The sequence below is a fragment of the Mesorhizobium sp. CNPSo 4689 genome, from assembly GCF_057784325.1.
This window is the reverse complement of the sequence record NZ_JBWLUZ010000004.1, coordinates 238,581-253,243: the sequence shown is the minus strand read 5'-3', so window position 1 is coordinate 253,243 and position 14,663 is coordinate 238,581. Positions and strand designations below refer to the sequence as shown.

The 14,663-nt window shown below is 63.6% G+C and carries 12 protein-coding genes; 1 reads left to right on the top strand and 11 read right to left on the bottom strand.

From position 1 onward, the window contains the following. Nucleotides 1-17: 17 nt before the first annotated feature. The 11 genes from AC04SI_RS08855 to AC04SI_RS08805 all read right to left on the bottom strand — a co-directional run bounded on the left by AC04SI_RS08855 (nucleotide 18) and on the right by AC04SI_RS08805 (nucleotide 12,793). Nucleotides 18-968: an SPFH domain-containing protein gene (locus AC04SI_RS08855; RefSeq protein WP_404276281.1), complete on the bottom strand. Its 951-nt coding sequence runs from the start codon at nucleotides 966-968 to the stop codon at nucleotides 18-20. Between the two features lie 131 nt (nucleotides 969-1,099). Next, nucleotides 1,100-2,158, bottom strand: coding sequence for a ferrochelatase (hemH, locus tag AC04SI_RS08850; protein WP_488474118.1), 1,059 nt, complete (start codon nucleotides 2,156-2,158; stop codon nucleotides 1,100-1,102). Between the two features lie 149 nt (nucleotides 2,159-2,307). After that, the gene (locus AC04SI_RS08845) at nucleotides 2,308-4,314 is read right to left on the bottom strand and encodes a 5'-nucleotidase C-terminal domain-containing protein (protein WP_404276277.1); all 2,007 of its coding nucleotides are present in this window, start codon (nucleotides 4,312-4,314) and stop codon (nucleotides 2,308-2,310) included. 249 nt (nucleotides 4,315-4,563) lie between these two features. Then, nucleotides 4,564-4,941 (bottom strand): outer membrane lipoprotein Omp10, encoded by a 378-nt coding sequence (gene omp10, locus AC04SI_RS08840; RefSeq protein WP_404276276.1) that lies wholly within the window; start codon nucleotides 4,939-4,941, stop codon nucleotides 4,564-4,566. A 182-nt stretch (nucleotides 4,942-5,123) separates the two neighbouring features. After that, nucleotides 5,124-6,569: a homospermidine synthase gene (locus AC04SI_RS08835; RefSeq protein ID WP_404276274.1), complete on the bottom strand. Its 1,446-nt coding sequence runs from the start codon at nucleotides 6,567-6,569 to the stop codon at nucleotides 5,124-5,126. A 135-nt stretch (nucleotides 6,570-6,704) separates the two neighbouring features. Continuing rightward, nucleotides 6,705-7,637, bottom strand: coding sequence for a heme-dependent oxidative N-demethylase family protein (locus tag AC04SI_RS08830; protein WP_404276273.1), 933 nt, complete (start codon nucleotides 7,635-7,637; stop codon nucleotides 6,705-6,707). After that, nucleotides 7,634-7,921, bottom strand: a complete 288-nt coding sequence (locus AC04SI_RS08825; RefSeq protein WP_404276271.1) for a YciI family protein — start codon at nucleotides 7,919-7,921, stop codon at nucleotides 7,634-7,636. The genes AC04SI_RS08830 and AC04SI_RS08825 overlap by 4 nt, the downstream gene beginning before the upstream one ends. Nucleotides 7,922-7,939: 18 nt before the next feature. Further along, nucleotides 7,940-8,602, bottom strand: a complete 663-nt coding sequence (locus tag AC04SI_RS08820; RefSeq protein WP_488474117.1) for an aminotransferase class IV family protein — start codon at nucleotides 8,600-8,602, stop codon at nucleotides 7,940-7,942. Further along, nucleotides 8,551-9,696 (bottom strand): aminodeoxychorismate synthase component I, encoded by a 1,146-nt coding sequence (locus AC04SI_RS08815; RefSeq protein ID WP_488474116.1) that lies wholly within the window; start codon nucleotides 9,694-9,696, stop codon nucleotides 8,551-8,553. Before AC04SI_RS08815 ends, AC04SI_RS08820 begins: the two co-directional genes overlap by 52 nt. Before the next feature lie 161 nt (nucleotides 9,697-9,857). Beyond that, a complete protein-coding gene (locus AC04SI_RS08810; protein WP_404276265.1) occupies nucleotides 9,858-10,583 on the bottom strand; it encodes a proton-conducting membrane transporter in 726 nt (241 codons plus the stop codon). A 371-nt stretch (nucleotides 10,584-10,954) separates the two neighbouring features. Then, a complete protein-coding gene (locus AC04SI_RS08805; protein WP_404276263.1) occupies nucleotides 10,955-12,793 on the bottom strand; it encodes a M3 family oligoendopeptidase in 1,839 nt (612 codons plus the stop codon). A 144-nt stretch (nucleotides 12,794-12,937) separates the two neighbouring features. On the opposite strand from AC04SI_RS08805, the gene AC04SI_RS08800 reads away from it, so the two are divergent. Beyond that, entirely contained in the window at nucleotides 12,938-14,482 is a 1,545-nt protein-coding gene (locus AC04SI_RS08800; RefSeq protein WP_404276262.1) for a sigma-54-dependent transcriptional regulator, read from the top strand. Nucleotides 14,483-14,663 lie beyond the last annotated feature (181 nt).

Sequence of the window (14,663 nt, the reverse complement as noted above, 5' to 3'; positions counted from 1 at the left end):
AGTGCGCTCCTACGATCTCAATTCTCGCTCGGGCGGACCACCGGCGGGCGGGCGGCCTGCCGCTGCGCGCCGGTCGTGCCTTCGCTGCGAAAGACTTCCTTGGCGATCTCGCCAATGCCGCCGAGCGTGCCGATCAGCGACGAGGCCTCCATCGGCATCAGCACGACCTTGCTGTTGGTGGCCGAACCGATCTTGGTCAGTGCCTCGGTGTATTTCAGCGCGACGAAGTAGTTGAGCGCCTGTACATCGCCCTGGGAGATGGCGTCGGAGACGACCTGCGTGGCACGGGCTTCGGCTTCGGCCGAGCGTTCGCGAGCCTCGGCGTCGCGGAAGGCAGCTTCCTTCCGGCCCTCAGCCTCGAGGATCTGCGACTGCTTGAGACCTTCGGCGGCGAGGATTTGCGCGCGCTTGTTGCGCTCTGCCGTCATCTGCCGACCCATCGATTCGATCAGATTGGCCGGCGGGTTGATATCCTTGATCTCGACGCGGGTGATCTTGATGCCCCACGGGTGCGCGGCTTCGTCGACGACGCGCAGCAGGCGTTCGTTGATGGCGTCGCGGTTCGACAGCAATTCGTCGAGGTCCATCGAGCCCATGACGGTGCGGATGTTGGTCATCGTCAGGTTGAGGATGGCGTTCTGCAGGCCGGAGACCTGGTAGGCCGCCTGCGCCGCATTGAGGATCTGGAAGAAGGCGATGCCGTCGACGCCGACGATGGCGTTGTCGCGGGTGATGATCTCCTGGCTCGGTACGTCGAGCACCTGTTCCATCATATTCATCTTGGCGCCGACACGGTCGACGAACGGCACGATGAGGTTGAGGCCGGGGGACAATGTCTTGGTATAGCGGCCGAAACGCTCAACCGTATAATTGTAGCCTTGCGGGATTGTCCGGATACCCTTGAAAAGCACCAGTACGACAAGTGCAACAAGAACCATAATCGCGATATCGAAACCGCTGAAGCCCATTTCGTTTCTCCCTCAATAGGCGCCGACTTCACGGAATCACTTAAGTGTGTTTCCGCAACGTTACAATCAGGTGATCACGAATATTGGTTAGCGAAGGCTTTTGCGCACCGCTTTCGTGCCGCCGAAGCCCGTCAGACCCAGCCCGCCAGCTCGCGCCGCACCATCGCCTCGATGACGGCCATGCCCTCGGCGCTGTCGTTGAGGCAAGGGATGTGGGCGAATTGCTCGCCGCCGGCGTGATGGAAGGTTTCGGCGGCCTCGCGGCCGATCTCGTCCAGCGTCTCGATGCAATCGACGGAGAAGCCGGGATTGACGACGGCGATCGACTTCACGCCGTCATGCCCGAGTTTCTCCACCGTCTTGTCGGTATAGGGCTGCAGCCAATCCTGCGCGCCGAAGCGCGACTGGAAGGTGGTGATCAGCCTTTCGTCGCTCCAGCCGAGCTTTTGGCGCAGCAGCCGTGTCGTCTCCAGGCAATGGGCCTGATAGGGATCGCCCTTGTCTGAATAAGGCTTCGGAATGCCGTGATAGGAGGTAATGACCACCTCCGGCTCGAAGTCGAGGCTTGCAAGGTGCCGCTCGATCGAGCGGGCGAGTGCATCGATGTAGACAGGCTCGGCATAGTAAGGCGGCACGCTGCGGATGGCTGGTGCCGCCCGCATCTTCATCAGCGCGCGAAACAGCTGGTCGTTGGCGGTCGCCGTCGTCGTTGCCGAGTACTGCGGATAGAGCGGGAAAGACAGGATGCGGTCGCAGCCTTGCTCGACCAGTCTTTGGGCGACGCTCGCCGTCGAGGGGTTGCCGTAGCGCATCGCCCAGTCGACGACGACTTCGGGCAGGTCACCGAGCGCCTGGCCAAGCTTCTCGCTTTGGGCGCGGGTGTAGGTGCGCAGCGGCGACTCGTTCTTCTCCCGGTTCCAGATCCTGGCGTAGTTGGCGCCCGATTTTTTCGGCCTGGTGGTGAGGACCAAAGCATAGAGGATCGGATACCAGATCGCCTTATTCAACTCGATCACACGCGGATCTGAGAGGAATTCCCTCAAATAGCGCCACATCGGCGTGAAGTCGGTGCCATCGGGCGTGCCGAGATTGATCAGCATGACGCCGATCTTGCCCGCCTTGACCGGCGCATGACCCGCCGGGGCAGTCGCCTTCGCGGCTTTGGGGTCGACGGGACTGGAAAGCGTCATGCGGGTCTCCGGGCACCGTGAACCACCGGTGACGCAGCGAAACTAGCGATGCGGCGCCGGTTTTCAATGCTGCGTCTGGCCGCACCTTACCCGAACGCAGAACACCCGCCTGGTTTCCCAGACGGGTGTTGTGAGTTTCTGCGAAAGGACTACTTCGCCGCAGGCGGAATCGTCAGGGTCGCGCCGAGCGGCAGACGGCGCGGCTCGTAGCCCTTGTTGGCTTCGGAAATCGCCTTCCACTTGGTGCCGTCGCCATAGGCGTTCTTGGCCAGATCCCAGAACGTGTCGCCGGCGACGATGACATGGCTGGCTTCGGCTGGCGCGGCCGGGGCAGCCTCTGCCGGCTTGGCGGGTTCCGCGGCCGGGGCAGGGGCCGGTGCTGCTTCTGCGGGTTTGGCCGGCTCCGCCGGTGCGGGCGCCGCAGGAGCGGTTTCGGCCGGGACGGTCGGCGGGGTCGTGGCGATGTCGCCAGAGTTGTCCGGCAAGGCTGGCATCGCCGGCTCGGCTGGTTTGGCCGGCTCGGCCGCGGGAGCCGCCGCGACGGTTGCGGCTATTTCGGTGATGCGGCCGTCGAGCTTCGGCGTATAGGGCCGGTGCGCGCCGAGATAGTCGGCGACCACCTGTTCGAGGCCCGGACCGTAGTCATAGGCATTCTGGGCCTTTTCGGCGAAGACCTTGTAGCCGTCACCGCCCTGGCGGACATAGTTGTTGGTGGCGACCAGATAGTCCTTGTCCGGATTGAGTGGTGTCCAGGCGCCACCCTCCATGACTTCGACCGACTTGACGCGTCCGGCATTGGGCGCGACCGACTTGTCGAAGGAATATTTCAGGCCGGCGACCTGCGGGAAGCGCCCGGCGCCGTCCTCGATCTGGCTGAGGCCACTTTCCAGCCCGGCCACCAGATCCTTGCCCGAGATCTTGAATGTCGCCAGCGTGTTCTGGAACGGCAGCACGGTCAGCACTTCGCCCATGGTCACGGTGCCCTGGTCGATCGAGGCGCGCAGTCCGCCGCCGTTCGAGATGACGATCTCGACGCCCTGGCCCTTGACGCGGTCGAGGATCGCGTCGGAGACGAGATTGCCCATCTCGCATTCGCGGGTGCGGCAATTCTCTCGGCTGCCGTCGATCGGCTTGGTGGTCTCGGCCACCTCCTTGTTCTTCAGTTCCTCGATCGGCGCGCCGAGTTCCTTGATGCGGGCAAGCACGGCGGGATCGGGCGTGATCGACTTGTCGAGAAAGATCGGATCGCCGCTGGCTTCCTTGACGACGCCATTGTCGTCGAACACGACCTTGAACTCGCCGAGATATTTCGAATAGGACGCCGCCTGCACGACCGGCACCTTATAGCCGTCGGGGTTGTCGACCATCGTCGGATAGGGGCCCGCCGCCTTCGGATCGGTGTTCGACAAAAGCGTATGGCTGTGGCCGCCGACCACCACGTCGATGCCGGGGATCTTGGCGATGACGTCGCGCTCGCGGTTGTAGCCGATATGGGTCACCGCGATGATCTTGTTGACGCCTTCGCCCTTCAGCTTCTCGACCTCTGATGTGATCGACTTGACGTCGTCCTCGATGGTGATGTTGGGGCCAGGCGTAGCCAGTTCCGGCGTGTCGTTGGTGACGGCGCCGATGATGCCGATCTTCTGGCCGCCGACTTCGACCACGATCGATGGCTTGACGCGGTCGCCTAGCTTGGATTGCGCGTTGGCCTTCACATTGGCGCCCAGCACGGGGAACTTGATCATGTCGAGGAACGGAGCAAGTGCGGTCTCGCCGTCGTCGAACTCGTGATTGCCGAGCGCCATGGCGTCGAATTTCATCTCGTTGAGGAACTCGCCTTCGACCTTGCCCTTGTAGGTGGTGTAGAACAGCGAGCCCTGGAAATTGTCGCCGGCGCTGAGCAGCAGCACATTCTGGCCTTCCAGCTTCTTGCGCTCCTGCGCGATCGCGGTGATCAGGCGGCCGGCGCCGCCGATGCATTCGCCCTTGGTCTCCTCTTCGGCCGAACAGGTCGACTCGTATTTGTTGTTGCCCTCGATGCGGCTGTGCCAGTCGTTGATATGCAGGATGTTCAGTGTGTAGTCGGCAAAGGATGCGCCGGCCGACAGGCCAAGCGTGGATGCCGACAGGGCGGCAATGGCGGCAAACTTCTTCATATTCGTCTCCCGGATGAACCTGACCAGAGGCATTTAACGCCCTTGCTTGACTGGGGGCATAACAGCCAGCTTTTGCGTCATGTTCACATCGCGTTTTCATCGATGCAAGTGGAAATCAGGACGATGTTTGCCGGCATAAAAAAGACGGCGGCTCGCGCCGCCGTCTTTTGGATGGATCGATGTCGTACCAGGCTATTTCAGCCGCATTTCATAGGATGCCAAGTGAATACACCTGGGCTGCAAAATGCTTTAGGCCCGGCGCGTCAGCACGAAATTCTGCCCGGCCGCGCTGGTGCAGTTGAGCTGGCTGGTGGAGACCATCAGGCAGTTGAAGCTGACCGGCGTCTGGCGGATGAGCGAGGTGCCGTGGATCTCGACCGAGGTGGCGCCGGTCATGGTGTAGCTGCCTTCGGCGAGCTTCTGGCCGGTATCGGTCGCGACGGTGGCGAAGCTGCCGGCCGCGAAGGTCGACAGGCCGGTGCCTTTGGCATCGATCCAGGAGCCTTCGACGCCTTTCGGTCCAGACGCCATCGGCGGCGCCTCGGGGCCGCCCGTCATGCAGCCGGCAAGCATCGTCGCCAGGGCGCCCGCGGCGCCCATAGAAAGAACTTTGCGCGCAATCGTCATTTCTAAAAACCCTCTCCTCAAGCATCGGCCCGAAAATCGATGCGATTTTCGGAAAGCACGATGCGTGCATCCAAAGTGCTAGAGCGTACTTTCCAAATGGAGGCACGTCGCTCTAGGCCGCATCCCTTCAATCGCCCGATTTCCGGGCGATTGCAAGGCAGTCGGACATGCTGGTGGAACCGCTATCGCACCAGGATGTTGCGGAATTGCCACGGGTCGTTGTGGTCGAGATCCTCGGGGAAAAGCCCCGGGCGGTTATCGAGCGGCGTCCAGTCGGTGTAGTAGCCCTTGACCGGCCCGAGATAGGGCGACTGCACTTCCAGGCAGCGCTTGTAGTCCATCTCATCGGCCTCGACGATGCCGACTTCAGGGTTTTCCAGCGCCCAGACCATGCCGGCGAGCACCGCCGACGTGACCTGCATGCCGGTGGCGTTCTGATAGGGCGCCAGCTTGCGCGCCTCGGCCAGCGACAGCTGCGAGCCATACCAGTAGGCGTTCTTGTCGTGGCCGTAGAGCAGGACGCCAAGCTCGTCGACGCCGTCGACCAGCTCGTTCTCGTCAAGCACGTGATGCACGGGTTGCGACTTGCCGGCGGCGCCGAACATCTCGTGCAGCGACAGTAGGGCGTCATTGCAGGGATGATAGGCATAGTGGCAGGTCGGGCGGTACTGCACCTTGCCCTTCTTGCCGCGCACGGTGAAGAAATCGGCGATCGAGATCGCCTCGTTATGCGTCACCAGGAAACCGTATTGCGGGCCGGGCGTCGGGCACCACGAGCGCACGCGGGTGTTGGCGCCGGGCTGTTCCAGATAGATCGCCGCCTTGGAGCCATGCTTGTGCTTCTTGCCGTTCTTCGGCATCCATTTCTCATGCGTGCCCCAGCCGAGCTCGGCCGGCTGCAGGCCCTCGGAGATGAAGCCCTCGACCGACCAGGTGTTCCAGAACACGTTCATCGGCTTAGGCTTTTTGGTGCGCTGGGTGTCGCGCTCGGCGATGTGGATGCCCTTGACGCCGGCCTTCTTCATCAGCCTGGCCCAGCCGTCACGGTCGTCCTGCGCCGGCTCGGGAAACTCGAGGCCGAGATCGGTGGCGAGGTTCAGCAGCGCCTGCTTGACGAACCAAGAGACCATGCCGGGATTGGCGCCGCAGGTCGAAATCGCCGTCGCACCGCCGGGCTTCTCATGCTTTTCCTTGATCATCGCTTCGCGCAGCGCATAGTTGGTGCGGCTGGCATTGTCGGCCTTGGCATCGAAATAGAAACCGAGCCACGGCTCCACGACCGTGTCGATGTAGAGCACGCCGAGCTTGCGGCAGAGCCGCATCAGGTCCACCGAGCCGGTGTCGACCGACAGGTTGACGCAAAAGCCCTTGCCACCGCCATTGGTCAGAAGCGGCGTCAAGAGCTTCTTGTAGTTCTTCTCGGTCACCGCCTCCTGGACGAAAGCGATGCCGCGCTCGTCGAGCAGCCTGCGGTCGGTGTCGCGCGGGTCGATGACCGTCATGCGCGACTTGTCGAACTTGAAATGGCGCTCGATCAGCGGCAGCGTTCCCCGTCCGATCGAGCCGAAGCCGACCATCACGACCGGGCCGGTGATTTCACCGTAAACGGGCCAGTTTTCATTCGCCATTTTATCGAACACTCCTTCAGCACGCGGGGGGAAAAGCCGGGCATTTGCGCCGGACGGCCAAGCGCTACACCACAGATCATTGTCATAAACCAGTGAAAAGCGCCAACCGCCGGCCAGGCCGGCTTGCGCATTTGGTTAAGCCGCCTTGGCCATGTCGTCGAGGAAGGCGACCAACCGGTTGCGGTCGGCGGTCAGCCCCTTGTAGTCGAGCTGGGCCTGGTCAAGCTCCTGAAGCTGCGCGGCGAAAGACACAGCCAGCGCTTGCCTGTCGGGATGGCTGGCCAGCACCTTGAGCGGATCGAGATGGATGCGGATGGTGAACAGCACGTCGCGCGAGACGGTCAGCTTCCTGAGCGTCTGCCGCTCGACGCGGATGAAGGCGTGGGCGTCGACGTCGCCATCAGGGAATCGCGTCGGGCGGTTGCTGGCGCGGTCGATGCGCTCGACGTTGGAGAGGGGATGGTAGAGCGCGTCGCCTGCCTGGATCGACCAGTTGTAGCGCTTGACCGCCTGGCCCTGAAGGCCGTCGAACATACGGTTGATGAGATCGGCCGGTCGCGTGCCCGGCCCGAAACCTGGCACCGGCGCGTGGATCTGCTGCAGCGGCTTGCCGAATTTTTCGGTGAGCGACCATGACGAGGGAAAGCAAAGCGAGCCGGCGACGAGGCGCCAGCCGCTTTCGTCCCGCCGCATCAGGATCAGGTCATCCTGGACCAGCAGCGACGCCGCGATGAGCGGCGCGTATCGTAAGCCTGCATCAGGCCCGCCAAATTTCCCGGCGCCAACCACCTCGATCCCGTCGCCGGAGCGCCGATAGATGTCAGGATGCTTCGTCAGCAGATGCTCGCCGAGCAGGTCGAGCACTTCGCGCTGCGCGTCGCGAGTACCGTCTTCCTCGACAAAGACCCTTTCGGGGATTTCCGCATAGAGCCGGCGTTTCTCGGCGAGATGCGGCAGCAGATGTTCGTCGACCTCGATCCACCGGTCAGGGTCGAGCGGCTTCAGCCCGATGGTGAAGAGTTTGGACGAGCCGTCATAGGGCGTATGGGTGGGCTGGCGAGAGGTCATGCTTCGTTGAAGGCGTCCAACCCGGCGGCGGTCATCCTCGCGGTGAATTCGGTGACGTCGTAGTCGGCGGCACCCGCCTTGGCGAACGGGTCGGCTGCCAGCCTGGCATCCAGCACATCGCGCGGACCGCGCGCGATGATGACGCCGCCAGTCCTTGGGTTCTTCGGTCCGGACGCGACAAAGATACCTTCGACGTAGCAGGCCTTCAGCCATTCGACATGCGCCGGCGCCAGCCGGTCGATCTCGGCGAGCGGCACCTTGTAGTTCAGCGAAACGACGAACATCGCTATCTCCCGCCTGCGTCAGGCCAATCTGGCCGGGATCAGCCCGCGCAGCGAATTGCCGACGTAGATCGCCCTGGCCGATTTCAGATCGTCAAAGCTGTAGATCGCTTCGGCGGCGCGGCCTTCGTCCAGGAACTCGCCGCGCAATACGCCAGGCAACAGGCCGCAATCGAGGCGGGGCGTCATCAGCACGCCGTCGCCGAAGTCGGCGAAGAGATTGGTGATCGTGCCCTCGCAGAGTTCACCGCGCTCGTTGGCTAAAAGCACCTCGTCGGCCTGGGTGATGAGATATTCGGCGCGGGCATGGATGTAGGTCTGTCGCCGACTGGTCTTGTGGCGCAGCAGCGTATCGCTGGAATCGAGCCGCACCCGCGCCAATTGCAACCTCCAGACCTTGTCGGCTGCCAGCGGTTCGTAAGGCTGCACCGAGGCCGTCGCCTCGCCATTGCGCGCCAGGACAAGGCGGGTGCGCAATGCCGTCTCCTGTCGGCCAACCGTATTCATGAGCGCTTCGCCGACCCGTTGCGGATCGCATGCAAAGCCCAGCTCCGCAGCCGAGCCATAAAGCCGTGCGAGATGGCGATCGAAGCGCAGGAACCCCGCGCCGGGTTCCCAGCGCATGGTCTCGATCAGCTCGAAATCGGCGGCGTTCCCGTCGCGAAGCGTGCTTTCAGCAGACACTCCCGATACTCCTCCTCGGCCGTGGAATCGAAGACGACGCCACCGCCGACATTGTAGACGGCCTCGCCGCTGGAAAAGAGCGAGATGGTGCGGATCGCCACGGAAAAGCGCATCGTGCCGCCGGGCGCGATCCAGCCGATGGCGCCGCAATAGACGTCGCGCGGCACGCCTTCCAATTCGTGCAGTATCTCCATGGCGCGTATTTTCGGCGCGCCGGTGATCGAGCCGCAGGGAAACAGCGCAGCCAGGATCTGGCGGATGCTGACATCCGGCAGGAGCTTCGCCCGCACACGGCTCACCATCTGGTGCACCGTCGGATAGGTCTCGATGCGGAACAGTTCGGGCACCTCAAGCGTGCCGACCTCGCTGATCAGCGAAATGTCGTTGCGCAGGAGGTCGACGATCATCCGGTTCTCGGCCTGGTTCTTCTCGTCGTTGCGCAGGAACGCCTTCAACTTGGCGTCCTCGGCCTTGGTCGCGCCGCGCGGCGCCGTGCCCTTCATCGGATGCGTCTCGATCATGCCGTCGGCGTAGATCTCGAAGAACAGTTCGGGCGAGCGCGACAGCACGATCGGATCGCCGAGCGCAACCAGCGCGCCGTACTTCACCGGCTGGCGCTCGGTCAACGCATTGAAGGCGGCGAGCGGATCGCCCGACCATTGCGCGTTGACTGGAAAGGTCAGGTTGCCCTGATAGCAGTCGCCCTTGCGGATGTGGTCATGCAGCCGTGCGAAGCGTCTGGCGTAATCTTCGGCGGACCAAGCGGCCCTGGCGTCGAAGATCGGACCATTGGTGGCCGGCGCAGTGTTTTGCGGCAAGGCCTGCTCGAGCGGGGCATCGAAAACGCCGAGGCAGACCAGCGGCGCGCGCCGGCCCTCGGGCAGCAGCGGCACCAGTTTCGGCTCGAGCAGGTAACCCGCCTCGTAGGAGAAATAGCCGGCCAGCCATTTGCCTGCGTCGCTCGCCGCCTGCGCGGCTTCCAGCGCCGGCAGGAAATCGCGCGCTTCATGCGCCGTGATGATTTCGGCCGGATGGTCGAAGACGAGCTGACGCGCGCTCGCATCATTGCGGAAGATGGCGGAGGGCAGGGACATTGGGGCTCGGATGCTGCGGTCTGTGACGCCAGCGATCGCTCTATATGGGGGCTCGCCCGCGTGCAATCGAGGGAGCGGCGTCCAAGGACGCAAAGGTTGCACGGCTACAAAAACAATGGCGGCACGGGGCGCCGCCATTGTGGCCCGCAGGCTGAATACGCTCAGGTGTTGTTGGCGGTTCCCGCGGTCGGGAAGCGTCGGGCGAATCCATTTTCGTCGCCGGCGGCCAAAAGCTTCGCCTGGTCGATCCATTGCTCTCGCGCGATACGGCCGTCGAAATTCAGCACGTCCTCGATCCGCTTGACGTCGGCTTCCGTCCAGGCGGCGATCTGGGCGTAGGAGGTGACCCCCAGGCCCTTGAGTAGCTTTTCGTTGACCGGGCCGATGCCGATCAAGCGGCGCAGATTGTCGGGCTTGCCAGCTGCCGCCTTGGCCGAAGCCGGTACTGCTTTCTTCGCCGCGGCCGGTTTGGACGCAGCAGCCTTGGGGGCGGCGGCTTTCGCTGCCGGCTTTGGCACGGCCGCGGTCTTGGCAGCGGAGGGTTTCTTAGCCGCAGCGGCTGGCTTGGCGGAGGCTGGCTTGGCAGCGGGCTTGGCGGCGGCGGGTTTGGCCGGAGCCGTTGCGGGTGTCGACATCAGCGCGGCCGGTGCCTGCCCGGCGGCCTTCGCGGTGCCGGATGCGGCGGGCGCTTCGCGCAGCTGGCGCTCGAGATCGGCGCGGGCGCGGCCACATGCATCCAGCTCGGCACGAAGCTTGTCACGTTCGCTGCGCGTGCGGTCCAGATCGCCGCGCAAACTGTCGAGCTCGCCGCGCAGGCGACCCCAGAGGAACCAGCCAACCAACACACCTACAACGAACGCCAGGAGCATGTAGAAAAAAGTGCCCATTGTCTCTCTCCACTCCGATCCGTCTGCCGTGGCCGGAGTGATGACCTTGGCGCAAGGATCATTCAAAGGTGGTTCCGCGGTTGACGGAACTGCCGGCTTCATCGACCTGTCGGCGATCGGGTTTTACACACCCATGGCCAACGGCCGCCATCGCATTCGCCAAGGCGCCACGACCGGCCGAGAGTGTCCCTGGCCTGAGCAGTGCGTCCGGCTGAGCTTGAGGCGGGACGCTATCATACGGCCTGCGGAAAGCTAACGGAAAAATTCCACCGAGAGTTGTTCAAGAACAGATATTTAGGACAAGAATAGAACGGTCCCAACATGCGCTTCGGCTAATCTATTTTGATTAAGCCGAGTGTCGAGACCGCCTGTCACTTGTCCAGCGCTTCCAGTTCGTCGATCAGGCCGCCGATCACGCTGAGCCCGATTTGCCAGAAGGCGGGATCGGTGGCGTCGAGGCCGAAGGGCGCCAGAAGCTCGGAATGATGCTTGGTGCCGCCGGCGCGCAGCATCTCGAAATACTTCTCCTGAAAGCCGCGCTCGGCATTCTGGTAGACCGCATAGAGCGAGTTCACCAGGCAATCGCCGAAGGCATAGGCATAGACGTAGAAGGGCGAATGGATGAAGTGCGGGATGTAGGTCCAGAACACTTCGTAGCCATCGCGCAGCTTGATCGCCGGTCCGAGGCTTTCGGCCTGCACCTCCAGCCAGAACTGGCCGAGCCGGTCGGAGGTCAGTTCGCCGTTCTTGCGCTCGGCATGCACCTTGCGCTCGAATTCGTAGAAGGCGATCTGGCGCACGACGGTGTTGATCATGTCCTCGACCTTCTGGGCGAGCATGGCCTTGCGCTCGCGCCTGTCGGTGGTCTGGTTGAGCAGCGAACGGAAGGTCAGCATCTCGCCGAAGACGGACGCCGTCTCGGCGAGCGTCAGCGGCGTCGAGGCCATCAATGCGCCCTGGCCACCGGCCAGCACCTGGTGGACGCCGTGGCCAAGCTCATGCGCCAGCGTCATCACATCGCGCGGCTTGCCCATGTAGTTGAGCAGCACATAGGGATGCGCCGACGGCACGGTCGGATGGGCGAAGGCGCCGGGCGACTTGCCCGGCCTGACCGGTGCGTCGATCCAGTTGCGGTCGAAGAAGGTCCGGGCGATTTCGGCCATGTCGGGCGAAAAGCGCTGATAGGCCGACAGCACCGTGTCCCTGGCGTCGTCCCAGCGGATGACCGCCTGCGGGGTCTCGGGCAAGGGCGCGTTGCGGTCCCAGTGGTTCATCACCTCCATGCCCAGCCAGCGCGCTTTCATCGCGTAGTAGCGGTGCGACAGGCGCGGATAGGCTTCGCGTACGGCCAAGGCCAGCGCGTCGACGACGCTGCGCTCGACGCGGTTGGCGAGATGGCGTGAATCGGCGATGTCCTCAAAGCCACGCCAGCGGTCGGAGATCTCCTTGTCCTTGGCCAGCGTGTTGGTGATCAAGGTGAAGGTGCGCAAATTCTTGCGGAAGGTGGCGGCCAGCGCTTCGGAAGCCTGGCGCCGCAGCTCGCCGTCGGCGTCCTGCAGGCGGTTCAGTGCCGGCTCCAGCGCCAGCTCCTCGCCGCCGACGTCAAAGCGCAGATCCGTCATCGTCTCGTCGAACAGCCGGTTCCAGGCGCCGCGCCCGGTGATCGACTTTTCGTGGAAGAGCTGCTCGACCCGGTCCTCGAGTTGGAACGGCTTGTCCTTGCGCAGGTCGAGCACCCAGGGCCGGTAATGGGCGAAGCCAGCGTCGGCTGCGAGCGCGCTCTCGATCACGGCATCGTCGATCAGGTTCAGCTCGAGCGCGAAGAACAGAAGATGCGCGCTGGCGTCGGTCATCTTCTCCTGGATATCGCCATAGAGCTTGGCGCGCTGCGGATCGGCCGTGTTGCCGGCATAGACCAGCCCGGCATAGGAGACGATGCGGCCGATCAGTTCCTCCAGTGCCTCATAGGCGCGCAGCGCTTCGCCCAGCCTGCCGGCGCTGCCGCGCTCAGCCTCGGCTGCCAGCGTTCCCTTCCAGCGGCTCTCGAAGGCGGTGGCATCGCTTGCGGCGCTCGCAATGTCGCGCTTCAGTTCGGGAGCCTCCATGCCGGAGTAGAGATCGGCGAGGTTCCATTCCGGCAGATCGCCCAACTCGGACGCGCCGTGACCGATTGCTGGCGCCGCAAGCCGCCGATCGAACATCATGCGCATCAACAATACCTTCCGGAATCAAGGGGAAAGGAGAAGCCGGTCAAATCCTAAGGAATTCGTTCACCGGGTTTTTTGAAACCTTGTTTAGAACCCTGTGCCAAGATGATCCATGGGGAATTTCTCAGGCGGGCATCCAAGACAGTCATGACAGGTTCCATACTCATAGTCGATGACGATCCCGTGCAGCGCAGGCTGCTCGAGGCGGCGGTGACGAAATTCGGCCACGGCGCGATCGTCGCCGACGGCGGCGAAGCCGGTCTCGGCGTCCTCGACGGGCCCAATGCACGCGAGGTCTCGGTTGTCATCCTCGATCTGGTCATGCCGGGCCTCGACGGTATCGGCGTGCTCAAGGCGATGCGCGAGCGCGGCATCCATGTGCCGGTCATCGTGCAGACCGCGCAGGGCGGCATCGAAACCGTCGTTTCGGCGATGCGCCATGGCGCGTTCGATTTCGTGGTCAAGCCGGCCTCTCCCGACAGGCTGCAGACAGCGATCGGCAACGCGCTCAAAGTCGAGGCGGTCGAGGACGAGATGAAGCGAACGTCGCGGCGGCGCGGCGGCCATCTGACCTTCAAGGACATGATCACCCACAGCCCGGCGATGGACCGCGTGATCCGCCTCGGCCAGAAGGCGGCGGCGTCCAACATCCCGATCCTGATCGAAGGCGAATCGGGCGTCGGCAAGGAACTGGTGGCGCGCGCCATCCAGGGCAGCGGCGACCGCCGCTCGAAGCCTTTCGTCACCGTCAATTGCGGCGCCATCCCCGACAATCTGGTCGAATCGATCCTGTTCGGCCATGAGAAGGGCTCGTTCACCGGCGCCACCGAAAAACACACCGGCAAGTTCGTCGAGGCGCATTCGGGCACGCTGTTCCTCGACGAGATCGGCGACCTGCCGCTCGACGTGCAGGTCAAGCTGCTGCGCGCCGTCCAGGATGGCGAGGTCGATCCGGTCGGCGGCCGCTCAACCGTCAGGGTCGACATCAGGTTGATCTCGGCGACGCACCGTAACCTCTTGCAGCAGGTCAAGGACGGCAAGTTCCGCGAGGATCTGTTCTACCGGCTGAACGTCTATCCAATCTTCGTGCCGCCGCTGCGCGACCGCCGCGACGACATTCCCTATCTGGTCAGGCACTTCATGGAGAAGGTCGCGCCGGCCGATCCGCGCCGTCGCCTGCACGGCATTTCGGCCACGGCGCTTGCCATGCTGCAGGCCTATGACTGGCCGGGCAACATCAGGCAACTGGAAAACGCCGTCTTCCGGGCCTCGGTGCTCGCCGAGGGCGATGTGCTGACGGAAGAGGAATTCCCGCAGATCCGCGCGCAACTGGAAGGCACGGTCAATCTCGATGCCGAGCTCGCGATGCCCGGTCCCGGCCCGGCTTCCGACGATTCGCCACGCGCCAACGGTGTTGCGGCCGACGATGAAGGGTTTGCGGTCGGCGAAGCTGATCCGCCTACCAGGCTGCAGCCGCGTTTCGGTACGCTCAGGGCGCTGGACGAGCGCGGCAATGTGCGCGCGCTGGCCGATGTCGAACTTGAAATGATCAAGCTGGCGATCGATCACTATAACGGCCAGATGAGCGAGGTCGCGCGCCGTCTCGGCATCGGCCGCTCGACGCTGTACAGGAAGCTCAAGGAATACGGCATCGACCCGGAAAGCGGCCGCATAGAACGGCTCGCTTCCTGACGGGAAGGCCTTGTCCCGCAGGGTCCGGACCAGCTTGCACACCTCGTTGTCGTGACGAGATCGACGGTTTCGACCGGGCAATGCGCTGGGCATAGTGGCGGTTGCGTTCACGCATTAAGGCTGGCGGTAACAGATCGTGTTTCGATCGGAGGCGGAATCATGATCTAAGCCAGCAGTTTAC